This is a genomic window from Pseudomonas brassicacearum, assembly GCF_003732265.1.
Taxonomy (GTDB): Bacteria; Pseudomonadota; Gammaproteobacteria; order Pseudomonadales; family Pseudomonadaceae; genus Aquipseudomonas; species Aquipseudomonas brassicacearum_D.
The window spans coordinates 433,915-458,799 of record NZ_MOBK01000002.1 but is presented as its reverse complement, the minus strand read 5'-3'; the positions used below and the strand labels follow the sequence as shown (position 1 = coordinate 458,799).

The window sequence follows — 24,885 nt, the reverse complement described above, 5'->3', positions numbered from 1 at the left end:
TCCCAAGGCCAATGCACAGAAGGGGACTGGTCCCCGATCTGAGCAACGCCATGCCCCATTACTTCGATAGCGCCCACCGAGAAGAAATCGACACCCTGCGTCAACGCCTGACGGCCCGCACCGAATGGCCGACCTGGCTGTTGTTGATCGGCGTGTACGGCGGCTGGTTCAGCCTGGTGCTGACGAGTGATCGATTGGGGTTGTGGTGGAGCACGGCGCTGTTGATTCCATTGCTGGTGCTGTGGTTGTCGGTGCAGCACGAATTGCTCCACGGTCACCCGACCCGCTGGACAACCCTGAACAAAATCCTCGGCTATGCGCCATTCGCAGTCTGGTATCCCTACACCCTGTACCGCGACAGCCATCTGCTGCATCACCACGACGAAGACCTGACCGTTCCCGGTCGCGATCCGGAAAGCCGTTACCTGAGCGTCGAGCAGTGGCAGGGCAGTTCACTGTTCGAACAAGGCCTGCACTGGCTGAACAAAACCGTGATCGGGCGATTCATGATCGGTGCGCCGCTCGCCTTGCTGGCGCTGGCGAAAGAACAACTGCAGCGGTTGATCAATGGTGAGCGACAGGCCTGGCTGATGTGGCTGACCCACGGTGCACTGACGTTGCTGATGCTGGCGTTCATTGCCCGCTACAGCGTATTGCCGGTGTGGCATTACCTGCTGCTGATCAGCGTGCCGGCGCTGTCGATTGCGATGATTCGCTCCTACTATGAACATCGCCCGCACGCGCGATTCGAACAGCGGACTGTGCTCAACGAAGCGGCGTGGCCTTGGCGCTGGCTGTTTCTGAACCTCAATTTTCACCTGGTGCATCACGACTTGCCGGGGCTGGCGTGGTACGACTTGCCGCGTGCTTATCACGCACGCCGCGAGCAATGGATCGCGCGCAGTGGCGGGTTTCTGGTGCGGGGTTATGGCCAGTTGTGGCGCGAGAATGGCGTGAAAGCCATCGACAGCCCACAGCATCCGTTCCACTGATTTTTGGACTAACCCAAATCAAATGTGGGAGCGGGCTTGCTCGCGAAGGGGGCCATGTCAGTCGACATCGATGTTAACTGACAGACCGTCTTCGCGAGCAAGCCCGCTCCCACAATTAGAAATTTGTTGTTTGGGATATTTTGATGACATACCACCTTGCCGAACTGCTGATGTACGTCGCCCCCGAGCCCATCCGCCAGGCCAACGAGCGCTGGCTGACGCGCATTCTCGAACGGTTCCCCAGCAATCGCCTCGATGCCAGTAACCTGTCACTGACAGACCTCTGGCTCAACCCTCATCTGCTGCTGACCCAAACCTGCGGCTACCCGTTGATGACGGCATTGCGCGGTCAGGTCCGGGTGATCGGGCGGCCACGCTATGAGCTGCCGGACAGCTCCGCTGGCAATCATTGCAGCCTGCTGCTGAGTCGCGCCGATGATCCTCGGCGGACCTTGCCCGACTTTCGCGACAGCCGTGGCGTGATCAATGGCGAAGACTCCAACAGCGGCATGAACCTGCTGCGCCATCGACTGGCGCCACTGCATCGCGACGGACAGTTCTTTGCCCGTGTCGCCATCAGCGGCAGCCATCGCGAAAGCCTGCGCTGGCTGCGTGAAGATCACGCGGACTTGGCCGCCATCGACAGCGTGACCTTTGCCTATCTGGCGCAACACGCCCGCGAAGAAGTCGCCGGCCTGCGCGTCGTGACCCGCAGCGCGTTCAGTCCGACCTTGCCGTACATCTCGGCCGCCGGGACAAGCGATGAACAGGCTGAGCACCTGCTGAACGTGATGAATCAGACCTTGAACGAACTGCCCGACGTGGCCGAAATCCTCGGGCTGAAAGAAGTGTTGCCTGCCAGCGAAAGCGACTATCAGGTCATTCTCGACTATCAGCAGGAAGCGGAAGTTCTCGGCTATAGCCGTTTGCTATGAAATTTCTAAATCGAATATAAAAATGCTTTTTAAGTATTATTAAAGAATAAGGCTCCTTGTTAGGATCGCGCCACCGGATCACCGGACATTCAGCGACCCCTAACCCTTGGAGCCTCTATGTCCGGCACCGACGACCCCCATCGTAACCACGTGGGCGGATTGTTCCGCGCACACTATCCCTGGCTGTGCGCACGCTTGCGCCAGTATTTGGGAACCGGCGCGAGTGTCGAAGACATTGCCGCCGACACCTTCATGCAATTGCTCGAATCCCCCAGCCTGACGCCTATTCGTGAGCCGCGCGCCTTGCTCACCACCATCGCCCGCCGACGGGTTTATGAGCTCTGGCGGCGCCGCGATCTGGAGCGTCAGCACCTCCAACAGTTACCGCAGGCGGACCTGGCTCACGGGCCATCGCCTGAAGATTTGCTGCAGCTATCGCAAACCCTGAACAGCCTGGACCGCACCCTCGAGCGACTGCCGGGCAAGGTCAGGGCGACCTTCCTGCTGTCGCGCGTCGACGGCCTCACTTATCCACAAATCGCTGCCGAACTGGGCATTTCCCAGCGTTCGGTCAGCGTTTACATGACCCGCTCCCAGGCACTGTGCGCCCAGCACAGCGCCAACCAATCCTTGACCCGGAGGTCCGCATGAGATCGATCAAAACCCTGCTCGGCAGTTCGCTGCTGGCGCTGAGCCTGGTGGCCAGCCAGGTTCCGGCGGCGGAAAAAGCCGCGCCCATCCATTTCGGCGACATCACCTGGGAGAGCGGCAGCCTGATCACCGAAATCCTGCGCCTGATCGTCGAAAAAGGTTACGGCTACCCGACCGACACCTTGCCGGGCAGTACCGTCAGCCTCGAAGCAGCGTTGGCCAAAAATGACATTCAGGTAATCGGCGAAGAGTGGGCGGGGCGCAGTCCGGCGTGGGTCAAGGCGTCTGCCGAGGGCAAGGTGTTTGGTTTGGGTGACACGGTCAAAGGCGCTACCGAAGGTTGGTGGGTGCCGGAATACGTGATCAAGGGCGACCCGGAACGTGGCATCAAGCCGCTGGCGCCGGAGTTGAAATCCGTGGCTGACCTGGCCAAGTACAAGGACGTGTTCCGCGACCCGGAAGACCCCAGCCGCGGCCGCTTCCTCAACAGCCCCACCGGCTGGACCTCGGAGATCGTCAACAGCCAGAAGCTCAAGGCGTATGACCTGACCGCCAGCTACGTCAACTTCCGCACCGGCTCCGGCGCGGCGCTGGATGCCGAGGTCGCTTCATCGATCCGCCGTGGCAAACCGGTGTTGTTCTACTACTGGTCGCCGACGCCGCTGCTGGGTCGTTTCAAACTGGTGAAACTCGACGAACCACCGTTCGATGCCGAAGCCTGGAAGACCCTCGCCGATGCCAACAACCCCAATCCCAAGGGCACGCGCTCGATGCCGGCCAACCTGGCCATTGGCGTGTCGGCGCCGTTCAAGGCGCAGTACCCGGACCTTGTGTCGTTCTTTGAAAAGGTCGATTTGCCGATCGATCTGTTGAACCAGACGCTGGGGCAGATGAGCGAAAAACGCCTGCCACCGCGCGAAGTGGCCCAGGCGTTTCTGCGGGAGCAGCCGCAGGTGTGGAAGGCTTGGGTGCCGGGGGAGGTGGCTACGAAAGTGAGTGCAAGTTTGTAATGTTGTAGTGCCTGGTTAAAAGCCATCGCGAGCAGGCTCGCTCCCACACTGGATGTGCGTCGTTCACGAAACCTGTGGGAGCGAGCTTGCTCGCGATGGTCTTGAGGCTTACACCTGCTCAGCGGCCAATGCGGCCTTCACCGCCGGACGTTGTTCAATTCTGGCCTGAAACCGCGCCAACGCCGGCCACTGACCCAACTCAATCGCAAACAACGGCGCCCAGCGCAACACGGTAAACAGGTAGCCATCCGCCACACTGAACCCGCCCACCATCAAATACTCCTGGCGTTCCAGTGTCTGGCACAACACCGCAAACCGCTTGAACAGCCTCTCCTTGATCAGTGCTTTCACCTCTTCTGGAAATTGCGAAGTGAACAGCCATCCCAACCCGCCATGAATCTCGGTTGAAATAAAATTCAGCCACTCCTGCAAGCGCACTCGCTCGAACGTGCCATTGGCCGGTACCAGACCCGATTCGGGTCGCAGGTCGGCGATGAATTGCAGGAGTGCCGGGCCTTCGGTCAGCACCTCGCCGTTATTTAATTGCAGGGCCGCGACGTACCCCTTGGGGTTGATCGCCAGGAAGTCATCGCCAACCAAGGTCTTCTTGGTGCGGTTATCGACACGGATCAACTCGAACGGCAGATCCAGTTCGCGCAACACGATGTGCGGCGCCAGAGAGCAGGCGTTCGGGGCGTAATACAACTTCATCGTCAGGGCTCTGGTTGGGGATTTGCGCCAGTGTCATAGTGCGTGGCGCCCCCGGTAAAATTAATCTTTCAGAACGCAGCCATAAGGATAGCTACTGCCATGATGAATCTGATGCATTGGCGAATGGTGGTGGCGGTTGCAGATACCGGCAATATCACCCGGGCGGCAGAGCGCGTCGGCATGACGCAGTCCGGAGCAAGCCAGGCATTGGCGCAGATCGAGGACACCCTTGGCGTACAGCTCTTCAGTCGGGAGAATCGCCAGACCTTGCCGACCGCTATCGGCCTGCCCGTCATCGAGCAAGCGCGCCTCATGCTCGGTGCGCTGGAAAACATCCGTGACACCGTCGATGCCACCAAGGACATCCAGCGCGGGACGATTCGTCTTGCCAGTTTCCCCATGGTACTGGCGACCTTCTTGCCACCACTGCTGCGACAGTTCAATCGACTCTATCCCGGTATCCAGGTGTCCGCGCTGGAAGTCAGCGACGATGAAGTGGAAGCCTTGCTCGGCGCCGGGCTGGTGGACGTTGGCGTAGTGCTGAACCCGACGCCCGGGCGCAATGCCAGCCCATTGGGGCGCGACGCCTGGATGGCCGTTCTGCCCGGCGGCCACCCATTGGCGCGTCGATCAAATGAAGAGGGGGTCAACTTCGCAGAGTTGGTTGAACAACCCTTTGTGCTGGCCACGGGCGGGTGTTCGACCAACGCGCGCAGCCTCGCCGCCGATGCCGGGTTGAACTTGATGGAAGTGCGGGTCGAGGTCCGCGAGTGGAGCAGCGCTTTCACCTTGGTACGGGAAAACATCGGTGTCAGCCTGGTGCCGGAGATGACGCTGCCAGCCAATCGACAGGGACTGCGCGTGCTCCCTGTGACGCCACGTATTGACCGCGAATTTGCCTTGGTGGCTGCACCGGGCAAAAAAACGTCAGCAGCCGTTCAGGCATTGCTGAATCTGTGCGCTGAACCGATTTTGTCCTCAATCCTGGCCGACTAGTGGCTTTGCGTCCTCGAAGCCGCTGACTATGCTCACCCATGACGGAATATGTCAGTCGACATCAAAGGCCGCCATCAACGCCGTCAGAGTACGTAACCCAAGGCACCAACACTGAGTGACCAGGAGCCGAACGGGTAAATGGATTTACTTTTTGACTACATCAGGTTTGGCCCGAGTCCGGGCTATCAAGAGAAGGATGTCTTGATAAGAGTGTCGCGTTAAGGACCCTCCGATTGAACATCATTTATCACCTGACTACCTCATCCCGTGGAGAAACGCGTGTGCCCGTTCCATGGAACGTCGTGGTGGATACGTTGAAAGACCGAAGTTTTGTCATCAACCAGAAGTCCGCGCCCAAGGTGATAAGAACATGTTTAACCTACATCACAAGTCTGACCTGCTGGAAATCGAGCGATACAGTTGTGCATTGAATGAGGCCAACGCCAGGTTGGCGGCGATCAGTCGTTCGATGGCAATGATTGAGTTCACCCCTGAAGGCATTGTGCTCGATGCCAACGAGAACTTTTGCGCAGTCATGGGTTACAGCGCCACCGAAGTTCGCGGCAAACATCACCGGGTCTTTTGTGAAGAAGCGTTTTATCGCAGTGAAGAGTACGCAAAGTTGTGGCGAGACCTGGCCCGTGGCGAACCGGTCAGCGGGTCATTTCTGCGATTGACCAAGAGTGGTAAAGAAGTGTGGCTCGAAGCCAGTTACATGCCGGTGTACGGAGCTGATCGCCAGGTTAAAAGCGTGATAAAAGTTGCCTCCGACATCACCGAACGCGTCAACAAAGATCATGAAAACCAAAGTCAGCTCGCCGCAATCGGGCGTTCCATGGCCGTCATCGAGTTTACCCCCGACGGCAAAGTCATCACCGCCAACGACAACTTTCTGAAGACCATGCACTACTCGCTTCACGAAGTAGTCGGCCAGCACCACAGCCTGTTTTGCCACCGCGCCGAAGCCGATTCACAGAACTACAAAGCGTTCTGGGCTTCACTCAATCGCGGCGAATATCACTCGCACCGTTTCGAGCGCAAAGATAAGTACGGGCATACCGTGTTCCTGGAAGCGTCCTATAACCCGCTGTTCGACGCCAAGGGTCGCCTGTTCAAAGTGGTCAAGTTCGCCAGTGACATCACCCATCAAGTCTCCACCCTGAGAACCGCTGCCGAATCCGCACACAGCACTTCTGTACAGAACGACGCCTGCGCGCAGAAGGGGTCTCAGGTGGTGCAGCAAACCGTGCAGATCATCCAGGACATTTCCCGCGACTTGAATGAAGCGGCGCTGAGCATTGATGCCGTCAACAAACAGTCCGACATCATCGGCACGATTGTTCAAACCATTCGCGGCATTGCCGACCAGACTAACTTGCTGGCACTCAACGCGGCCATCGAAGCCGCTCGGGCCGGGGAGCATGGGCGCGGGTTTGCGGTAGTTGCCGATGAAGTGCGCAGCCTGGCGGCACGCACCAGCCAGGCGACCCTGGAGATTGTCGAAGTGGTGCGCAAGAACCACGATTTGTCGTTGAGCGCGGTATCGAGCATGCAATCGAGTTTGAGTCGAACCGGCCTTGGCGTGGAGTTGGCCAATGAAGCAGGGGAGGCTATCCTGGAAATTCAGCAAGGCTCGCGGCACGTCGTCGATGCGATCAGTCAGTTCAACTCGACATTGCAATTGAACTGACCACGGTACCAATGAAAAAGGGTCCCGGTAGAGGGACCCATTTTTTTGCTCGCGGGTTAAAGCGATGCCAGAAACTTGTCGACTACTTGAGTGCCGCTTTTTTCACTTCTGCTGGTTTCTTTCTCGGCCTGCGCCAGTTTCATCTTGTCCTGCATGCGATCGGCAATCTCTTGCGCGACGGGTTTACGGGGCTCGAGGGGTGAATAGCGGTCAGGAGTTGCCGTCAGGCGGCAGGGTTCGACCGCCGCGCTGTCATGGCAAGCCGTTACAGCCGTGTTTCAGGAAGCCCTGGCGTTGTGCCAGGCGCTGGAAGTATTCGTCGATGGCGGGGAAGTCCGGGCGCTCGATCGGGGTCATCAGCCAACGGTTGACCGACAGCCCGACGACAATGTCGGCCAGGGTAAATCGAGGCCCGGCGACATAGGCTTTGGTGGTCGCGAGTTGATGTTCGAGGATGGCCATTTTCTGGTTCCAGCCGCGCACGCCGACGGCAATCCGGTGCAGGTCCTGGAACTCTGGGTCCTTGCGCACCAACGCGGTAAATGCGTAGCTCCAGGACGGGTTGAGCTCGGTGGCTTGCCAATCCATCCACTGTTCCACCCGCGCACGCGCCGCCGGGTCATGCGGCAACAGATCGGTGTTTTGGTGTTTGCCGGCCAGGTAGCGGCAGATGGTATTCGACTCCCACAGCACGCCCGCGTCGTCGATGATCACCGGCACCTGAGCATTGGGGTTCAGCCGCAGAAACTCCGGCGTGTGGGTCGACGCATAACCGCTGCCCCAGTCCTCACGCTCGTAGGTGACGCCCAGTTCCTCACAGGTCCACAGGACTTTTCTGACGTTGATGGACGACGCCTTACCCAGAATCTTCAGTGCATGTTCCATTGAACTACTCCGTTATCAAACCGGATCCGGCAGCGCCGACGTTGGCAAACCAAACGTGCGATCAAACAGCCAGTTGAACGCGAAGGTGTAGCACGGAATGAAGAGGATCAGTGCCAAGTCCAGCAGGAAGGCTTGCACCAGACTGATGTTCATCCACCAGGCAATCAACGGGATGAGAAACACTATCAAGGTTAGTTGAAAACCCACCGCATGGGCGATACGCCGTTTAACGGTGCGGGTGCGTGATAACTGGCGACTTTCCCAGTGCTCGAACAGCGAGGTGTAGATGAAATTCCAGGTCACGGCAATGGTGGTGATGATCACCGCCAAGGGGCCGGTACTGCCTGGGGAAGTACCGGACAACAGCGCCAGGCCGAGTGCCGAAAACGTCATGCCGATGACTTCATACAACGACACGTAGACCAGTTTGCGTTTGACGCCTTGCATGGAAATTTGCCTCTTTCTTGCGAACCTGAAACCAGCAGCACTGGCGAAGGCGGCGAAAGATAGCTTCAATGGACGTGACAGAAAAAGTCAGTAGCTTTCAGTTTTATTGATAGGACGGTGGATGAATTTCAACAGCGACAGCATCGAGTTGTTTCTTGCGGTGATCGAACGCGGCTCTTTTTCAGCGGCTGCGCGGGCGCTGGGTAAAGTGCCTTCAGCGGTGAGCATGAGCATCGCCAACCTGGAGGCTGAACTGGGTTATACGCTGTTTGATCGCAGCCACCGCGAACCGGTGCCAACCGCCATGGCCTGTGCGCTGGTGCCGCACGCTCGACTGATCGCCGAGCAACTCAAGCAACTGCAAGTGCATGCCATCGAGTTGTCGCTGGGACTGGAAAGCAAGTTGTCGATAGGCGTCGTGGCGGACATCGACAAGGGGCGTTTGATGGCGGCGATCAAGGTGATTGCCGAACGTCATCCACTGCTGGAGATCGAAGTGCTCAGTGCGCCGCAGGATGATGTGTTGGCCATGCTGCACAGCGGCCGGGTCAGCGTGTGCCTGGCCTTCGCCGGGCTCAGCATGAATGTGCTGGAGCGGTTTCAGTTTGTCGGCACGGAGCGGATGATCGCCACGCTCGCGGCGGACAATCCGTTGCTTGAGGGGCGGGATTTGTTCCTCGAGGATCTGGTCAACGTCCGGCAAATCATCGTCGCCAGCCGCGACTTGCCGATCAGCGAAACCCGGCCCTTGGTCGGCGAGTCTTACTGGCGCACCGACACCTTGGCGATGGCGCTGGAGATGGTCGAAGCGGGATTGGGTTGGGGCAACTTTCCGGTGTCTGTGGTCCAGCCGCTACTCGATGCCGGACGGCTCAAGCGCCTGAACTTTCGCAACATCGAGAATGGACTGGAGTTGCCGGTGCATGCCGTGTGGCTCAAAAGCCAACCGTTGCAGAAAGGCGCGTTGGCGTTTGTCGAACTGATGGGCCGCTGAACCAACATCGATCCCTTGTAGGAGTGAGCCTGCTCGCGATAGCGGAATGTCAGTCAACGGAGATTTGACGGTGAGACCGCCATCGCGAGCAGGCTCACTCCTACAGGGGGGTTATGTGCTTTCCCGGATTTTCAGTTCAAACCCCATGTCCTGCACCGGTTTGGCCACTGAATTCCCCGCCAGCAACGTCAACATCAACTCCGCCGAACGCCGGCCAATGGCCTCGCGCGGCGTATTGATGCTGCTCAGGCGCGGCACCATGTGCGCCGAGGCGGGCAGGTCGTTGAAGCCGAGGATGGCGACTCGTTCCGGGATCTTGATGCCATGGCGCATGGCTTCAAGCAGTGCGCCTTGGGCCAGGTCGTCGTTGCCAAAGAAGATCGCATCGACATCGGGATGACTGGCCAGCAGTTGCAGAAACAGCTCGCCGCCCAAGCCGACGGACGAGGCACGCGGGGTCAGTACTTCGAGATCGGGGTCGTACAAACCGGCCTTTTGCAGGGCTTTGCGAAAACCTTCGCCGCGCAGCAACGTCCGTTGGTCCAGTTGGGCGCCGATGTAGGCCAAGCGCTTGCGACCACGGGACAGCAAATGTTGAGCTGCTGTTTCGCCGGCGGCCAATTGCGAGAAGCCCACGCAATTCACCCCCGCCGCGCTGTCCAGTTCCATCATGTACACGCAGGGAATATTGCTGGCTTCGATCATCCGTCGTGAACTTTCCGTGCGGTCAAAACCGGTCAGCAGCAAGCCGCGAGGCTGATAGGCCATGTAGTTGCGCAGCAGGTTTTCTTCTTCATCGCGTGAGTAGTGGAAGTTGCCGATCAGCACTTCGAAGCCCTTGGGGCGAAGTACCTGATGAATGGCTTCCAGGGTGTCGATGAACAACAGGTTGGAGAGTGACGGCACCAACACCACCACCGAATGGCTCTGCGCCGACGCCAGGGCGCGGGCGGCGGGGTTGACCACGTAGTTGAGTTCAAGCGCGGCTTTCTGGACTTTTTCCACCAGTTCGGTGGCCACGGTACTGACGCCGCGCAACGCACGGGAGGCGGTAATCGGGCTGACCCCGGCCAGTCGGGCCACTTCATTGAGGGTAGGGCGGCCAGTGGTGCGGGTATTTTTATCGTTTTTAGGGGAGGTCATCGGGCGGCTTGCCAAACAAAATTCAAGGCACTAAGGTAGCGCTGTCCCGAAGCAGCTGCAAATGCGTAAGCGAGTTTTGCCTGAACCTCGCTTTTTGGCGCTGGGACGAAAATGCTGCAACCCACAAAAATGACAAGAAGGCGTCGGCAACTTCTACTTTTGATCGAGTGTCATAACTGGCAAAGGTAGCGCTGTCTGCGCGCTGAGGTGTTACATGAATCATCCCATCACCGCCCTGGTCATCATGGGCGTTGCCGGTTGCGGCAAGACATGCGTCAGCGAGGCCTTGTGCCAACTCAGCGGCGCCACTGCCATTGAAGGCGATACTTTCCACCCTGCCGCCAATATCGAAAAGATGAGCGCGGGTATCCCCCTGAACGATCAGGACCGTGCCGGCTGGCTCGACAGCCTGTGCGATGAACTGCGCCGCGTCGACGCCAAGGGCGAACGCCCGGTGCTGACCTGCTCGGCCCTCAAACACAGTTACCGCGAAGTGTTGCGCAGCGCCTTGCCGGGCCTGGGCTTCGTGTTCCTTGAATTGACCCCTGAAGTCGCCGCGGAGCGTGTGTCGCACCGGCCGGGGCACTTCATGCCATCGACCCTGATCGACAGCCAGTTCGCCACCCTCGAATCCCCCGTGGGCGAGCCGTTGACCTTGGCACTGGATGCATCGACCCACAGCGTTGAGCAACTGGCGTCGCAAGCGCATGTCTGGTGGCAGGCACACGGCCTGAAACAGGCCGTATGAGTGTTGCCAAAAAAGATAGCGCTGTCCTGATGGCTCGCGAATTACCCGCTTTAATAACAACAACAACCAGGAGACACCCCTAATGTTTGGCATGTCCCACGAGACGTTCCTGCTGCTCGATGCAGTGGTCACGGTGATCGGGCTTATATTCCTGATTACCAAGTTCAAATTTCACCCGTTCATTGCCCTGATCATCGCCGCAGCCTTTCTCGGGCTGACCTCCGGCATGCCGATCGGTACCGTTATCAAAGCGTTCCAGGACGGCTTCGGTGGGGTGCTCGGTTTTGTCGGGATCATCCTCGCGCTGGGCACCATGCTCGGCAAAATGATGGCCGAGTCGGGCGGGGCGGATCAGATTGCCCAGACGCTGATTCGCGCGTTCGGCAAAGACAAAGTGCAGTGGGCGATGATGTTCGCAGCCTTCCTGGTCGGCATTCCGCTGTTCTTCGAAATCGGTTTTGTGCTGCTGATTCCGCTGGTGTTCATCGTGGCGCGCCGCACCGGCGTGTCGATCATCAAGATTGGTATCCCGCTGCTGGCCGGTCTGTCCGCCGTGCACGGTCTGGTTCCGCCGCACCCGGGGCCGCTGCTGGCCATCGGCGTGTTCGGTGCCGACATCGGTAAAACCATTCTCTACGGGCTGATTGTGGCGCTGCCAACGGCCATCATTGCCGGCCCGATCTTCGGTACGTTCATTGCCAAGTACATCCCCGGCCATCCTAACCAGGAACTGGTGGATCAACTGGCGCGCGAGCCGGAATCGGCTGACCTGCCAAGCTTCGGCATCACGCTGGTCACCGTGCTGCTGCCGGTGTTCCTGATGTTGCTCAAGACCTTTGCCGACGTGGTGCTGCCGGACGGCAATTTCGCCCGCTCCTTCATGGACCTGATCGGTCACCCGATCTCGGCGTTGCTGTTGGCGCTGCTGCTGTCGCTGTACACCTTCGGTCACCGTCAGGGCATCGACTCGAAACGCATTCTGAAATGGCTCGATTCGAGCCTCGCGCCGACTGCCGCGATCATTCTGATCATCGGTGCCGGTGGTGGCTTCAAGCAGATGCTGGTGACCAGTGGCGTGGGTGACGTGATCGGCCACATGGCGGTGAATGCACAGATCTCGCCGATCCTGCTGGCGTGGCTGGTGGCGGCGGTGATTCGCGTGGCAACGGGTTCGGCCACTGTGGCAACCATTACTGGCGCGGGCATTGTGGTGCCGGTGGTGGGGATGATTCCGGGTGTGAACCGTGAGCTGCTGGTGTTGGCCACCGGTGCCGGTTCGTTGGTCCTGTCTCACGTCAACGACGCGGGTTTCTGGCTGGTGAAGCAGTACTTCAACATGACCGTGGCAGAAACCTTCAAGACCTGGACCGCGATGGAAACCATCCTGTCCGTGGTTGCGCTGGGCTTTATCCTGCTGCTGTCGATGTTCGTTTAAGCAAAAAAGCAGGTGCTGACACGGTTCTTGTGATCACCATCAAACAAATGTGGGAGCGGGCTTGCTCGCGAAAGCGGTCTGACAGTCAACATCATCGTTGAATGTCAGGCCCCCTTCGCGAGCAAGCCCGCTCCCACAGTGTTATGTGTCAGGCGTTAGATTTGGCGACTAGCCCATCCGCCCTGAACATCGCGCGAATCCCGCGCACAGCCTGACGAATCCGGTCCTGGTTTTCGATCAGCGCGAAGCGCACATGATCATCCCCATACTCACCAAACCCCACGCCCGGCGAGACGCAGACCTTGGCTTCGGCCAGCAGTTTCTTGGCGAACTCCAGCGAGCCCAAGTGCGCATACGCCTCGGGAATCTTGGCCCAGACATACATCGACGCTTTCGGGTTCTCGACCATCCAGCCCAGTTCATGCAGGCCTTTAACCAGCACGTTGCGCCGCTGCCGATACTGCTCGGCAATGTCCTTGACGCATTGCTGATCGCCTTCCAGCGCTGCAATCGCCGCGACTTGCAGCGGGGTGAAGGTGCCGTAGTCGTGGTAACTCTTGATCCGCGCCAGGGCGTTGACCAGTTCCGGGTTGCCGACCATGAAACCGATCCGCCAACCCGCCATGTTGTAGCTCTTGGACAAGGTGAAAAATTCCACCGCAATGTCCTTGGCACCCGGCACTTGCATGATTGACGGGGCTTTCCAGCCGTCGTAGACGATGTCGGCGTAGGCCAGGTCGTGCACCACCAGTACGTCGTACTGCTTGGCGAGGGCGATCACCCGTTCGAAGAAATCCAGCTCCACGCATTGCGCGGTAGGGTTGGACGGGAAGCCGAGGATCATCATTTTCGGTTTCGGGATCGAGCCGCGAATCGCCCGTTCCAGTTCGGCGAAGAAATCCACGCCCGGAATCAGCGGCACTGAACGCACCTGGGCGCCGGCAATCACGGCACCGTAGATGTGAATCGGATAACTGGGGTTCGGCACCAGCACGGTATCGCCCTGATCCAGGGTGGCCAGCATCAAGTGCGCCAGGCCTTCCTTGGAACCGATGGTGACAATGGCTTCGGTTTCCGGATCGATGTCGACCTCGTAGCGATCCTTGTACCAATTGGAAATCGCCCGGCGCAGACGCGGAATGCCTTTGGACGTCGAGTAACCGTGAGTGTCTTCGCGCTGGGCGACGGTCACCAGTTTTTCGACGATGTGCGGCGGGGTCGGGCCATCAGGGTTGCCCATGCTGAAGTCGATGATGTCTTCGCCACGACGACGGGCGGCCATCTTCAGCTCGGCAGTGATGTTGAATACGTAAGGGGGGAGTCGATCTATGCGCGCAAAGCGGCGCGGCGAACCTGGGTTAGCCATTGTTGCCTCGGATAACGTGAGCGCCCGGAACCGTCCGAGCGACGCTGGCCACTGCGGTGGCCTGTTGCGGAAGATAAGGGCAGTCGTGGCACACTGTCCAGCCAGTGAGTAAACAATTTTTTCCGAAGGAAATCGGTTGATGGAATTTAGCAGCGGCTTCTTGCTGAGCCTTTCGTTGTGCCTGGATATCGGCGTGGCTAACATCGCGATGATCACCCTTGCCATGCAACGCGGCTATTTTCAGGGCTTTGCGCTGGGCCTGGGGACCTGTGTCGGCGACCTGATCTACGCGGTGCTGGCGCTGGCGGGGATGACCGTTTTGCTGCAATACGAAACCGTGCGCTGGGTGCTGTGGATCGGCGGTTCGGCGTTGCTGATCTATTTCGCGGCGAAGATGATCTATTCGGCAATTCACCACGAAGCGGCATTGGCGCAGGCCGAAGAGGTGGGGCAGAACTCCCATCGCAAAGAGTTTTTCCGCGGGATCTTCCTCGCCATGTCCTCGCCCAGCGCCATCCTGTGGTTCGCGGCGGTGGGCGGCACGCTCATCGCCCGTTCCGGTGGCGGTGGTGCGCTCAGCTCGGCGCTGTTTCTCGGCGGATTCCTCTGCGCGGGTCTGCTGTGGAGTGCCGGTTTGTGCTTTGCCGCGAGCCACGGCGGCAAGTTGCTGGGCGACAAACTGTTGCGCTATTCGTACATGGCATCGGCGGCGATCTTCTGCTATTTCGCGGTCTACGTGATCCTATCGGGGTACAACGAGTTTGTCGGTGCGGCGGCGGTGGAACAGTTGCACGCCCTGTAACTGGGCGAATCGGGTTTGGCTTCTATACTCCCAGCCGAACCCATTTTTAAGCCTCAGGAGTAAGCCATGGATGAGCAAACAGGCGTACAACCCGCCGAGCCCCGCTTCGAACACGGGCACTTCCTGCTCATTGCAGGGTTTGGCGGACGATTTACCCAGGAGACCTCCAAGAAAATCCCCGATCTCTGGGAAAAATTCATTCCCGAGATTGGCCAGATTCCCGGTCAAAAAGGCGAAGTGACCTACGGCATCTGCTGCAATCCGGATGGTAAGGGTGGATTCGAATACATCGCCGGCGTCGAGATCGACAAGCTCGACGACCTGCCGGAGAAGTACCGTTGGGTCGAGGTTCAACCCCAGCATTACGCGGTATTCGAGCACAAGGGATCGCTGGATACCTTGCCCCAGACCTTTCAGTACATCTGGAAAACCTGGTTGCCGCAGTCCGGCAAAGAGGCGGCGGACGCCCCGGAATTCGAACGCTATAGCGAAGACTTCAACCCGAAGCTCAACACCGGCGTGCTGGAAATCTGGCTGCCGATCAAGCCGTGAACACCGCGAGAGGCGGACCGCATGTCCGCCTCTCGTCGGGTTACTTACCTTGCTTCATCCGGCGCGCCCGCATCAGGTCGATCGACAAGGTGACGAAACCAAACGTGCTGATACCCAACAACATAAGAAGTCCGATCTGAACGCTGCTCATGGTGTGTTCCCCCTATTGATGTCGTGAAACCGGGAACATCAATAATCCGAACCTTCGAGCAATGAAAGCGCCTATACGCAGGCTTTACGGCGCCGGCAGTGATCGATATGAACACCTTATTCCTCTATGATTCGCAGCCTTTCCCTCGCTGATTTCGAGCCGCCATGAACACCCTCATCCGCAACGTCACCGCCACTGACCTGGACCGCTGCTACGCCATCGAAACCGTTGCCTACGAAGGTGACGAGGCGGCCACCCGCGAGAAAATCGCCACCCGCATTGCCACTTGGCCTGAAGGCTTTATCGTGGCCGAAGTCGACGGCGTTGTAGCCGGTTTCATCAATTCCGGTGCGGCGTTTCAGGTGGAAATGTCGGACGAAGCGTTCAAGGAACTGATCGGCCACGACCCGGCCGGCCCGCATGTGGTGATCATGTCGGTGGTGGTGCACCCGGACTATCAGGGGCTGGGGCTGGCGAAGCAGTTGATGGGCGAGTTCATTGAGCGGATGCGCGCTATGGGCAAGACGCAGATTCACCTGATGTGCAAGGAGCGGCACATTCCGCTGTATGCCGGCTTCGGTTTTGCCTACGTCAAACCTTCAGCGTCTGATCATGGCGGGATGGCGTGGCATGAGATGGTGCTCGACTTATAAATCTACCGAATATCCCTTGTGGGAGCGGGCTTGCTCGCGAAGGCAATGTGTCAGTGGACGTAATCATTGGCTGATACACCGCCTTCGCGAGCAGGCTCGCTCCCACACGGAATCGGCGGTGAGTCAGTGGCTACCTCAGAAAACCAGCCCCATCCGCCGCTCATACCCAATCCGGCCCTTGTAGGCCTCGCCGCTATCCACCCAGCCGAACTTCGCATACAGCGCAATAGCCGACGCATTGTCCGCATCCACCGACAATTCCAGCCCCTTTATCTCCGGAAACGCCTGACGCGCCATCTCGGGCAGCGCTTGCAAACATACCTTGCCATAGCCCTTGCCCTGAGCACGCTGGTCAACTTGCAACGCATGCAAAGTGGCGCTGTGTTCATCGGCCCAGGCCGGTAACACGGGCGGGCGCTTGAGCAGCAGGAAGGCCACCGGAGCGTCTTCGACCAGCAGCGCAAATCCTTTGACGCCGGGGCCGGGTTTGGACAGCAAGGTGTGCAACGCACCGTGAATGTCGCCGCTGAACCTGATTTGTTCTTTGTGTACTTCGATGGCCTCGACCTGCTGGCGCTGGCGCGCGTTCAGGCTTTCGTAAGGCACGAGACGGGCTGTCACTGGAGTGTCCTTTTCCCACATGAATGAGCCTCGGATTCTAGCGAGTTTGCGCCGATGGATTATTTTTATTTCGACTGTCGATTTGGCTTTTTGCCGAACGACTAAGGGTGTCTTCACTACAAAAACCAAGGAGAACCACCATGAGTGCCACTCACGAAATCGAGACCCTGATCGACACTTATCGCCAGGCCGTCATCGCCAAGGATGTCGACAAAATCATGGCCCTGTACGCCGAGGACATCGTCTCCTACGACGCGGTCAAGGCCTTGCAATTTCGCAGTAAGGCCGCCTACCGCGCGCATTGGCTGGAGTGCATGGAAATGTGCCAGGGCCCGCATAAATTCGACTTCGGTCACATGAATATCGTGGCGGACGAGCACATCGCCTTCGCCCATTGGCTGGCCCATTGCGGCGGCACCAACGACAAGGGTGAAACCCAGGCCTGCTGGATGCGCGTGACCGCTTGCTACCGTCGCGACGCCGGGCAATGGCGGATTGTCCACGAACACTGGTCGGCCCCGTTCGACATGGCCAGTGGCGCTGCGCTGTTCAATCTGGAGCCCTGATCGTCGGGAATTTCGCCAACGCGTCAATCTGCAGCCATAGTTGATCCGTTCGATTCAGGAGAGCCACATGAAATACCTATGCCTGGTCTACAGCAACGAGCACACCTTGCACTCGCTGCCCGAGAGCCCGAACGACGCCGAGTGCATGGCCTACGCCGAGTCGATCCAGAGTGGCGGCCGGATGCTCGCGGCCGAGGCGCTGGAGTCGGTGCAGACCGCGACCACCGTGCGCATGCGTAACGGCAAGATGTCGATCACCGACGGTCCGTTCGCCGAAACCAAGGAGCAGTTGGCCGGCTTCTACCTGATCGATGCCAAAGACCTCAATGAAGCAATCCAGGTCGCCGGCAACATTCCGGCGGCCCGGGTCGGCTGTGTCGAGGTGCGTCCCGTTCGCCAGTTGAATCCTTGAATAACAAAAACCAAAAAGGAGTTGTGCATGAACCCGCAATCAACTGAAAAAAAGTCTGCCGAGTTCGAGTTATCCATCAGCCGCCTGATCGACGCGCCACGCCAGAAGATCTTCCGCGCCTGGACCGAACCGGCCTTGCTCACCCAGTGGTGGGGGCCGCACGGCATGACCACGCCGGAGTGTGAAATGGACCTGTGGGTCGGCGGCCAGTTTCGCACCCTGATGCGCGCCCCGGATGGCAGTGAATACCCGACCATGGGCGTGTTCCTGGAGATCGTCGCCCCTGAGCGTCTGGTGTTCACCGACGCGTTTATCCCCGGCTGGATTCCGTCGGGCAAACCGTTCATGGCGGCCGAAGTGACGCTCGAAGAGCGGGACGGCAAAACCCTCTACACCGCGCGTGCCATGCATTGGTCAAAAGAGGATCACAAGGCCCACGAAGACATGGGGTTTCATGACGGCTGGGGGCAAAGCCTTGATCGCCTGGAAACGTTGGTGACTGAAGGCATGCCGGACTGATGCCTGGCGAGGCGGTAGCGGCCCGGGTCGAGCAGGTTTACCGCGAAGACTCGCGGCGGATCCTGGCGACGCTGATCCGCTTGCTCGGCGATTTCGACCTCGCCGAAGAGGCCCTGCACGAGGCCTTTTTTATCGCGGTCGAACGTTGGCAACGGGACGGCGTGCCGGACAATCCGCGCGCCTGGCTGGTGTCCACCGGGCGTTTCAAGGCCATCGATGCCTTGCGTCGGCGCGCGCGTTTTATTGCCTCGCAACCGATGCTGATTGCTCAACTGGAGGCGCTGGAGCAGGCCGACTGGAGTGACGAAGACGTGGAAGACGACCGCTTGCGCCTGATCTTCACTTGCTGTCACCCGGCACTCGCCTCCGACGCCCAGGTGCCGCTGACCTTGCGTGAAGTCTGCGACCTGACCACTGAGGAAATCGCCCGGGCGTTCCTGTCAGCGCCGGCGACCATCGCCCAGCGCATCGTGCGGGCGAAGGCGAAAATCCGTGATGCAAAAATTACTTATCAAGTGCCGACGCTGGCGGAATTGCCCGAGCGTCTCGATAGCGTGCTGCGGGTGATTTACCTGGTGTTCAACGAGGGGTACTCGGCGTCCATTGGAGCTGAGGTGACGCGCGAAGACCTGACGCGCGAGGCAATCCGGTTGGGACGGTTGCTGCTGGAATTGCTGCCAGAGCCGGAGGTCATGGGCTTGCTGGCGATGATGTTGCTGCATGAGTCTCGGCGCCAGGCCCGGACGACGGCGACCGGCGAGTTGATTCTGCTGGATGAGCAGGACCGTTCGTTGTGGGACGCCGGGATGATTGCCGAGGGCTGTGCCTTGGTCGAGCACGCGCTGACCCGGCAGCGCTTCGGGCCGTATTGCCTGCAAGCGGCGATTGCAGCGGTGCATGCCGAGGCGGCGACGCCGCAAGACACCGACTGGCTGCAGATTGTCGGTCTGTATGACCTTCTGCTGCGGGTGGTGCCGTCACCGGTGATCGAGTTGAACCGGGCGGCGGCGATCTCCAGGCGCGATGGGCCGTTGGCGGGTTTGACGTTGGTTGAGGCGATTCTGGGGCGGGGCGAATTGCAGGATTACCACTTGGCGCACTCGGCGCGGGCGGAGTTTTGCCGGCAGTTGGGCAGGGTGGAGGAGGCGCGGGCGGCGTATGAGCGAGCATTGGCGTTGACGCAGCAAGTACCGGAGCGGCGGTTTCTTGAAGCGCGGATCAAGGCTTTAAAGTGATGTGATCTGGCGGGCCTCTTCGCGAGCAAGCCCGCTCCCACATTAGACCGCGTCTGTCCGGACAACTCGGTCAAGTGTGGGAGCGGGCTTGCTCGCGAATGCGGGCGCCACTATTCCAGCATCTTGCTCAACAACCAACTCCCCGCCGGCCCAGGCGGATGCTGGCGCGACCACAACGCATCGACAAACACCGGTTTCGGCCAGCCCCGCACCTGAAGCTCCTGCAACGAACCCGGCCCAAACCGCTCCACCAACCACCGCGGCAACGGCGCCCAGCCAAATCCCCCCTGAGCCATTTCCAGCAGCATCAAGTAACTCGGCGCCGACCACACGCGCCCCTTCGCCCGGCTTTCATACGGATTGACGATGGTCGCCAAACGCAATTCCCGGTGCTGTTGCAGCACGTCCTGATCAACATGATCAAGCGCCGCCAACGGATGCGCCGGGGAGACGAACAACGCAATTTCCGTACGCTCCTCAACCGTCGAACTCACCAGATCCGGCGGATAGCTGTCCTGCATTTCGGCGAACGCCACCTGCGCCCGACCCCGTTGCACCAGCGCAATCAAGTCATCGCATTCAGCAATCAGGCACTCAAGCTCCAGGTCCGGATAACGCTGCTCAAACGCACCCAGCGCCGCTTCAAAACGGTCGGATTGATAAGTATCGGAAATCGCCACGGTCAGTTTCGGCTCGACGCCTTGGGACAACTGGCTAGCGGTCATTTCCAGTCGGCTGGTGGCGGCCAGGATTTCCTCGGCCCGTTGCAGCATCACGTGCCCGGCCGGGGTCAGGCTGGGTTTGCGACTGCTGCGGTCGAACAACATCAGGTTCAAATCGATTTCCAGACTGGCCACCGCCGCGCTGATGGTCGACTGACTGCGCCCCAGTTTGCGCGCTGCTGCGGAAAACGAGCCTTGGGTCGCCGCCTGGACAAACGCCAGCAGCACTTCATGAGAGGCCATGAACTATCGCCTTGATCGATGGTTATTGGTTATGAAGTATCGGTGTGATGACAGATCATGGCAACCACAGTCACTCAGAGGAGTCTGGCCATGAGCGCCAACAAATCCATCACTGAACGTATTTTCCAGGCCGCCGGTTTCGAACTGCTGGCCATCCTGATCTGTACCCCGTTGCTGGCCTGGATCATGGACAAACCGATGCTCGACATGGGTGTCGTCACCATGGCCATCGCGGCCCTGGCCCTGGCCTGGAACGTGGTCTTCAACGGCCTGTTCGACCGGGTGCTCAAGCACTACAGAATGGCTCACAACGCCTGGGTCCGGGTGGTCCATGCGCTGCTGTTCGAAGGCGGTCTGGTTGCCTTCTGTGTGCCGCTGATTGCCTGGTGGCTGAAGATCGGCCTGTGGGAAGCGTTCCTGCTCGACATCGGTGTGCTGCTGTTTTTCCTGCCGTACACCTACATTTACCACTGGGTGTACGACGTGGTGCGGGAGCGGATGGTGATGCGCAGCGTTTTCGAAGGATGAATAACGCAGTCGGAGGGTTTTTTGTATGAAGTGGACGGCAAGCAGCGGTCGCACAACCTGAAGAACACCCCATAACCTTGTGGGAGCGAGCCTGCTCGCGAAAGCGGTCGTCCAGTCAACACTGATGTTGAATGTGAAGGCCTCTTCGCGAGCAGGCTCGCTCCCACAGTGGGTGTCTTTCAGTTCAGAGCTTTTGCGTCAGACGTGGAAGTAGCCCACGCAGCTGTCAAACGGCAAACGCTTCAGCTCGATCTTGTTCAGGTCCAGCACTTCGCGCAGGGCCTTGGTTTCGCCCGGGAAGTTGCGGTAAGCCACTTCGTCCAGGACCACGATTGCGCCTTTTGGCATGTACGGCAGGAAGGTTTCCAGCGCGACTTTGGTCGATTCGTACAGGTCGGTGTCGAGGATCAGCATGGCCACGACCAGGTCCGGACGGGTCTTCACCCACTCCGGCACAGTCTTGACGATGTCACCCTTGACCAGTTCGCAACGCGGGATGCGGTTGACCGGGCGCAGCAGGTCGTTGGCGTCGATCATGTCCTGGATCAGCGACTGGTCGGTGTCGGAGAACATGGTCTCGTTGACGTCGGCCGGGTCTTCTTTCTTGTCGATGCTCTGGAAGCCTTCGAAGGTGTCGAAGCCAATGATCGAACGGTTGATCGCGTACGGTTCCAGGATCATCGACAAGTGCATGTACAGCATCAGCGAGTTGCCCTTGTACACGCCGCACTCGATGATCGCGCCCGGTACTTCAGCGACTTTCTTGAACAGTTCCATGCGCGACAGGGCAGCGGTCACGCCGATGCGGTTGGCGAACACGAACGGGGCGTCGGCCACGTACTCGGCATCGACCCGTTTCAGAACGTTGGCACGGGTTTCGTTGTACTGGGCCTCGGCGGGCGTGATGCGACGCTTGGTCATTGCTGGATTCCTTGAAAATTCGAAAAGTCGTGGGCGTGGAAATAGTCTTTGAAACCGGCGCCGACGTCAGGGCAGGCGCTGTCGACGTTGATCGCGCCACGCTTGTGTTTGAGGTCATCGAGGTGCATCAGGCGGAAATCCACGCTGAAGCGGGTTTGTTCGGTGTGATTGGCAACCGTACCGTGCAGGTGCGAGCCGGAGAAAATCAGCATCTCACCGGTGTTGCCGGCGATGCGCACTTCAGACGCGGTATTGATCGCCTCCAGTGGCACCGGGTGCACGCGGACTTCCTCCTTGAGGTTGTCCTTGGCCTTGTGCCGCTGGTTGCTGATCCAGTCGTTGAGGCTCCATTCGCTGGAGGTGTTCTTCACCGGCACGTCGAAGTAACCGGCGTTGATCATCATGGTCTGGTCGGGGCGAATGGTGTGCACCGGCATCCAGGTGTTGATCTGGCAATCGACGCTGCCGTACCACGTGTCGCGGTGCGGCTTGTAGGCGTAGCTGACGCCGGCGTGCAGGTAGTCATAGTTCGGCACCACGCGAATGCGCGGCACGTCGAAAATGTACTCGCGCGGGTCGACGCCGATCTCGTCGATAAATGACAGGATCAAGTCCTTGGCGCGCTGGCTGTTGGTGAACTGGCCCTTGAGGCGCGTTACCAACACCACGAATTCTTCCACCGGCATCAGCGTGTGCAGGGCCTGGTGGTTGGTCTCGCCGTTGAAAGCGGCGGTGATGCTTTCCTGAGCGAACGCACACAGCTCTTTGGCCGCGCGCAGCTGAGTGTTCAGGAAGATGTCGCCGGCGTAGATGGCTTCTTTGAAGTCAGCTTTTTGCTGAAGCTGATTGATATACAGATTCACGATCCCACTCCTGAATACATCGAGTCTCTTAAGAATCGGCAACACGTTAGCAAACTGAAGTGCCAACTGGCGGGTAGTGGATCAATAAATGCGTAATCGCCTGTATTTGCGACGAAATGCTTTTTACCCGGCAAAAAAATCCCTGTAGCAGCTGGCGAAGCCTGCGTCCGATTGCGCAGCAGTCGTAAAACCTGTGTACGCGGTTTGTCTGATGCACCGCGTGTTATGGGTTTACGACTGCTGCGCAGCCGGACGCAGGCTGCGCCAGCTGCTACAGGGTTTTGTGTTGACTTAGAAGATTTGGGTGAACAACCAGTACAGGCTGCCCGACAACAGGATCGCGGCGGGCAAGGTCAGCACCCACGCCATCAGCAGGTTGCGGATGGTCTTCATCTGCAAACCGCCACCGTTGGCGACCATGGTCCCGGCGACACCCGACGACAACACGTGGGTGGTCGACACCGGCAAACCGAACATATCCGCCGCGCCAATCGTCAGCATCGCCACGGTTTCCGCCGAGGCGCCCTGGGCGTAGGTCAGGTGAGTCTTGCCGATCTTCTCGCCGACCGTTACCACGATGCGCTTCCAGCCGACCATGGTGCCCAGGCCAAGCGCAATCGCCACCGCGATCTTCACCCACAGCGGAATGAAGCGCGTCGAGTTGTCGATCTGCTGCTTGAACAGTTGCAGCTTGCCGCTGGTGTCGGCGTCGAAATGACCGACCTTGTTCTTGTCCATCAGGCGAATGGTTTCGCTGGTCAGGTACATGTCGTTTCGCACGTTGCCCACGGCTTCGGCTGGCACTTTGGACAGCGAACCGTAACCCTTGACCTCGGCGCCGATGCTGCCGGTGAGGGCGGCGAGCGCCGGCACCAGTTGCGGCGTGGCTTCCTTGCTGCGCACGTAGTCGGACAAGATCAGGCGCGGGTCGGCCGGTGCCGGTTGTGGCGCAGCCTTGACCAGTGCTTGCTGGGTCACTTCCGCGACGGCGGCGAACTGCAACGCCTGGTCGGCCGGCATGGTGCGGTTCAACGCGTAGGCCATGGGCAGCGTGCCGACCAGAATCAACATGATCAGGCCCATGCCTTTCTGGCCATCGTTGGAACCGTGGGCGAACGAGACACCGGTGCAGGTCACGATCAACATGCCGCGAATCCACCACGGTGGCGGGGTGTTGCCTTCGGGGGCCTTGTACAGCGAGCGATTCTTGACGAACGCGCGCAGGGCCAGCAACAGCAACGCGGCGAAACCAAAGCCGACCAGCGGCGAGAGCAACAACGCATAACCGATCTTGGTCGCCTGCGCCCAGTCCACGCCGCTGGTGCCGTCACGGCCGTGCATCAGCGCGTTGGCCACGCCGACGCCGATGATCGAACCAATCAGCGTGTGCGAAGACGAGGCCGGCAAGCCCAGCCACCAGGTGCCGAGGTTCCACAGGATCGCAGCGATCAGCAGGGCAAAGATCATGGCGAAACCGGCGGAGGAGCCGACTTGCAGAATCAGCTCCACCGGCAGCAGGGCAATGATGCCGAACGCTACCGCGCCGCTGGACAGCAGCACGCCGAGGAAGTTGAAAAAACCGGACCACGCCACCGCAAAATTCGGCGGCATCGAATTGGTGTAGATCACTGTCGCGACGGCGTTGGCGGTGTCGTGGAAACCGTTGACGAATTCAAAGCCGAGGGCGATCAGCAACGCCACACCCAACAGCAGGAACGGGGTCCAGGTGGTCACCACCGTGCCGAGTTCGTGCATGTCGTGCATCAGGCTGTAAGCGGTGAACAACAACCCGATGGCCAGCACGCCGAAAAAAATCACCAGCGTGAACACACCGGGTTTTTTATCGAATTGGGGGTTGGCGCTGCGGGTGGCGGATGCCTGAGCATCGGCGGGGTAGGAAGGAGTAGCCATAACGGACAATCCTGATGAGGGAGGTGTATCAGTGATAGTCGTTGCTAATTGTTACAGAGAGACTGCGTCAGGTCAGGGTTTGGGGTTTTTGCTTGTCCGTTAATCAGAATCCCTTTGGCCAGGCACGACTTGTGGCGAGGGGGCTTGCCCCCGTTGGGTCGCGAAGCGGCCCCCTGCATTCTT

At 59.3% G+C, this 24,885-nt stretch carries 27 protein-coding genes and 1 pseudogene; 18 read left to right on the top strand and 10 right to left on the bottom strand.

Annotated features, from left to right (window positions below):
* The first annotated feature begins 50 nt into the window (after positions 1–50).
* The 4 genes from BK660_RS08325 (at position 51) to BK660_RS08310 (ending at position 3,588) form a co-directional block, all read left to right on the top strand.
* A complete protein-coding gene (locus tag BK660_RS08325) occupies positions 51–992 on the top strand; it encodes a fatty acid desaturase (protein ID WP_123432909.1) in 942 nt (313 codons plus the stop codon).
* Positions 993–1,135: 143 nt separating this feature from the next.
* Positions 1,136–1,927: a phosphate/phosphite/phosphonate ABC transporter substrate-binding protein gene (locus BK660_RS08320; protein ID WP_123432908.1), complete on the top strand. Its 792-nt coding sequence runs from the start codon at positions 1,136–1,138 to the stop codon at positions 1,925–1,927.
* 117 nt (positions 1,928–2,044) lie between these two features.
* On the top strand, positions 2,045–2,578 hold the full coding sequence (locus tag BK660_RS08315) for a sigma-70 family RNA polymerase sigma factor (protein ID WP_123432907.1): 534 nt from the start codon (positions 2,045–2,047) through the stop codon (positions 2,576–2,578).
* Positions 2,575–3,588 carry an ABC transporter substrate-binding protein gene (locus tag BK660_RS08310; protein WP_123432906.1) on the top strand — a complete coding sequence of 338 codons (1,014 nt, stop codon included), beginning with the start codon at positions 2,575–2,577 and terminating at the stop codon, positions 3,586–3,588. Before BK660_RS08315 ends, BK660_RS08310 begins: the two co-directional genes overlap by 4 nt.
* 108 nt (positions 3,589–3,696) lie before the next feature.
* Here BK660_RS08310 and gstA read toward each other — a convergent pair whose 3' ends face one another.
* Positions 3,697–4,299, bottom strand: coding sequence for a glutathione transferase GstA (gene gstA / locus BK660_RS08305; RefSeq protein ID WP_123432905.1), 603 nt, complete (start codon positions 4,297–4,299; stop codon positions 3,697–3,699).
* A gap of 99 nt (positions 4,300–4,398) precedes the next feature.
* On the opposite strand from gstA, the gene BK660_RS08300 reads away from it, so the two are divergent.
* From BK660_RS08300 to BK660_RS33575, 3 genes and pseudogenes are all read left to right on the top strand, one after another.
* The gene (locus tag BK660_RS08300; protein WP_123432904.1) at positions 4,399–5,295 is read left to right on the top strand and encodes a LysR family transcriptional regulator; all 897 of its coding nucleotides are present in this window, start codon (positions 4,399–4,401) and stop codon (positions 5,293–5,295) included.
* Positions 5,296–5,587: 292 nt separating this feature from the next.
* Positions 5,588–6,436 (top strand): annotated as a pseudogene (locus BK660_RS33580) (PAS domain-containing protein); the annotation flags it as partial.
* Entirely contained in the window at positions 6,413–6,985 is a 573-nt protein-coding gene (locus BK660_RS33575; protein ID WP_259698492.1) for a methyl-accepting chemotaxis protein, read from the top strand. The pseudogene BK660_RS33580 and the gene BK660_RS33575, both read left to right, overlap by 24 nt.
* 252 nt (positions 6,986–7,237) lie before the next feature.
* Here BK660_RS33575 and BK660_RS08290 read toward each other — a convergent pair whose 3' ends face one another.
* Complete coding sequence (locus BK660_RS08290) at positions 7,238–7,870, bottom strand: glutathione S-transferase family protein (protein ID WP_123432902.1); 633 nt, start codon at positions 7,868–7,870, stop codon at positions 7,238–7,240.
* A 15-nt stretch (positions 7,871–7,885) separates the two neighbouring features.
* Positions 7,886–8,317, bottom strand: a complete 432-nt coding sequence (locus BK660_RS08285; protein WP_123432901.1) for a PACE efflux transporter — start codon at positions 8,315–8,317, stop codon at positions 7,886–7,888.
* 121 nt (positions 8,318–8,438) lie between these two features.
* Between BK660_RS08285 and BK660_RS08280 the strand changes: the two genes are divergently transcribed.
* A complete protein-coding gene (locus BK660_RS08280) occupies positions 8,439–9,311 on the top strand; it encodes a LysR family transcriptional regulator (RefSeq protein WP_123432900.1) in 873 nt (290 codons plus the stop codon).
* Between the two features lie 111 nt (positions 9,312–9,422).
* Here BK660_RS08280 and gntR read toward each other — a convergent pair whose 3' ends face one another.
* Positions 9,423–10,454, bottom strand: coding sequence for an HTH-type transcriptional regulator GntR (gntR, locus tag BK660_RS08275; protein WP_123432899.1), 1,032 nt, complete (start codon positions 10,452–10,454; stop codon positions 9,423–9,425).
* 214 nt (positions 10,455–10,668) lie between these two features.
* Between gntR and BK660_RS08270 the strand changes: the two genes are divergently transcribed.
* Both BK660_RS08270 and BK660_RS08265 read left to right on the top strand, forming a co-directional pair.
* Positions 10,669–11,202: a gluconokinase gene (locus BK660_RS08270; RefSeq protein ID WP_123432898.1), complete on the top strand. Its 534-nt coding sequence runs from the start codon at positions 10,669–10,671 to the stop codon at positions 11,200–11,202.
* A gap of 82 nt (positions 11,203–11,284) precedes the next feature.
* Positions 11,285–12,637, top strand: a complete 1,353-nt coding sequence (locus tag BK660_RS08265) for a GntP family permease (RefSeq protein ID WP_123432897.1) — start codon at positions 11,285–11,287, stop codon at positions 12,635–12,637.
* Between the two features lie 148 nt (positions 12,638–12,785).
* Here BK660_RS08265 and alaC read toward each other — a convergent pair whose 3' ends face one another.
* Complete coding sequence (alaC, locus tag BK660_RS08260; RefSeq protein WP_123432896.1) at positions 12,786–14,003, bottom strand: alanine transaminase; 1,218 nt, start codon at positions 14,001–14,003, stop codon at positions 12,786–12,788.
* Positions 14,004–14,142: 139 nt separating this feature from the next.
* Here alaC and BK660_RS08255 point away from each other — a divergent pair, with 139 nt between their 5' ends.
* From BK660_RS08255 to BK660_RS08245, 3 genes are all read left to right on the top strand, one after another.
* Positions 14,143–14,805: a LysE family translocator gene (locus tag BK660_RS08255; RefSeq protein ID WP_123432895.1), complete on the top strand. Its 663-nt coding sequence runs from the start codon at positions 14,143–14,145 to the stop codon at positions 14,803–14,805.
* Positions 14,806–14,871: 66 nt separating this feature from the next.
* Positions 14,872–15,357: a GyrI-like domain-containing protein gene (locus tag BK660_RS08250; protein ID WP_123432894.1), complete on the top strand. Its 486-nt coding sequence runs from the start codon at positions 14,872–14,874 to the stop codon at positions 15,355–15,357.
* 315 nt (positions 15,358–15,672) lie between these two features.
* The gene (locus tag BK660_RS08245) at positions 15,673–16,161 is read left to right on the top strand and encodes a GNAT family N-acetyltransferase (protein ID WP_123432893.1); all 489 of its coding nucleotides are present in this window, start codon (positions 15,673–15,675) and stop codon (positions 16,159–16,161) included.
* A 135-nt stretch (positions 16,162–16,296) separates the two neighbouring features.
* Here the strand turns inward: BK660_RS08245 and BK660_RS08240 are convergent, their stop codons facing one another.
* Positions 16,297–16,782, bottom strand: coding sequence for a GNAT family N-acetyltransferase (locus BK660_RS08240; protein ID WP_123432892.1), 486 nt, complete (start codon positions 16,780–16,782; stop codon positions 16,297–16,299).
* Between the two features lie 140 nt (positions 16,783–16,922).
* On the opposite strand from BK660_RS08240, the gene BK660_RS08235 reads away from it, so the two are divergent.
* The 4 genes from BK660_RS08235 (at position 16,923) to BK660_RS08220 (ending at position 19,514) form a co-directional block, all read left to right on the top strand.
* The gene (locus tag BK660_RS08235; protein WP_123432891.1) at positions 16,923–17,348 is read left to right on the top strand and encodes a YybH family protein; all 426 of its coding nucleotides are present in this window, start codon (positions 16,923–16,925) and stop codon (positions 17,346–17,348) included.
* Between the two features lie 67 nt (positions 17,349–17,415).
* Positions 17,416–17,760: a YciI family protein gene (locus BK660_RS08230; RefSeq protein ID WP_123432890.1), complete on the top strand. Its 345-nt coding sequence runs from the start codon at positions 17,416–17,418 to the stop codon at positions 17,758–17,760.
* Positions 17,761–17,787: 27 nt separating this feature from the next.
* The gene (locus BK660_RS08225) at positions 17,788–18,279 is read left to right on the top strand and encodes an SRPBCC family protein (protein WP_123432889.1); all 492 of its coding nucleotides are present in this window, start codon (positions 17,788–17,790) and stop codon (positions 18,277–18,279) included.
* Positions 18,279–19,514, top strand: coding sequence for an RNA polymerase sigma factor (locus BK660_RS08220; RefSeq protein ID WP_123432888.1), 1,236 nt, complete (start codon positions 18,279–18,281; stop codon positions 19,512–19,514). The genes BK660_RS08225 and BK660_RS08220 overlap by 1 nt, the downstream gene beginning before the upstream one ends.
* Positions 19,515–19,624: 110 nt before the next feature.
* On the opposite strand, the gene BK660_RS08215 is transcribed toward BK660_RS08220, so the two are convergent.
* Positions 19,625–20,479, bottom strand: a complete 855-nt coding sequence (locus tag BK660_RS08215; protein ID WP_123432887.1) for a LysR family transcriptional regulator — start codon at positions 20,477–20,479, stop codon at positions 19,625–19,627.
* A gap of 90 nt (positions 20,480–20,569) precedes the next feature.
* Here BK660_RS08215 and BK660_RS08210 point away from each other — a divergent pair, with 90 nt between their 5' ends.
* A complete protein-coding gene (locus tag BK660_RS08210) occupies positions 20,570–21,007 on the top strand; it encodes a multidrug/biocide efflux PACE transporter (RefSeq protein WP_123432886.1) in 438 nt (145 codons plus the stop codon).
* A 198-nt stretch (positions 21,008–21,205) separates the two neighbouring features.
* On the opposite strand, the gene BK660_RS08205 is transcribed toward BK660_RS08210, so the two are convergent.
* From BK660_RS08205 to BK660_RS08195, 3 genes are all read right to left on the bottom strand, one after another.
* Positions 21,206–21,928 (bottom strand): TylF/MycF/NovP-related O-methyltransferase, encoded by a 723-nt coding sequence (locus tag BK660_RS08205; protein ID WP_007946102.1) that lies wholly within the window; start codon positions 21,926–21,928, stop codon positions 21,206–21,208.
* Positions 21,925–22,791 (bottom strand): 2OG-Fe(II) oxygenase family protein, encoded by an 867-nt coding sequence (locus BK660_RS08200; protein ID WP_123432885.1) that lies wholly within the window; start codon positions 22,789–22,791, stop codon positions 21,925–21,927. The genes BK660_RS08205 and BK660_RS08200 overlap by 4 nt, the downstream gene beginning before the upstream one ends.
* 291 nt (positions 22,792–23,082) lie before the next feature.
* Positions 23,083–24,702: an inorganic phosphate transporter gene (locus BK660_RS08195; RefSeq protein WP_123432884.1), complete on the bottom strand. Its 1,620-nt coding sequence runs from the start codon at positions 24,700–24,702 to the stop codon at positions 23,083–23,085.
* Between the last annotated feature and the right edge of the window lie 183 nt (positions 24,703–24,885).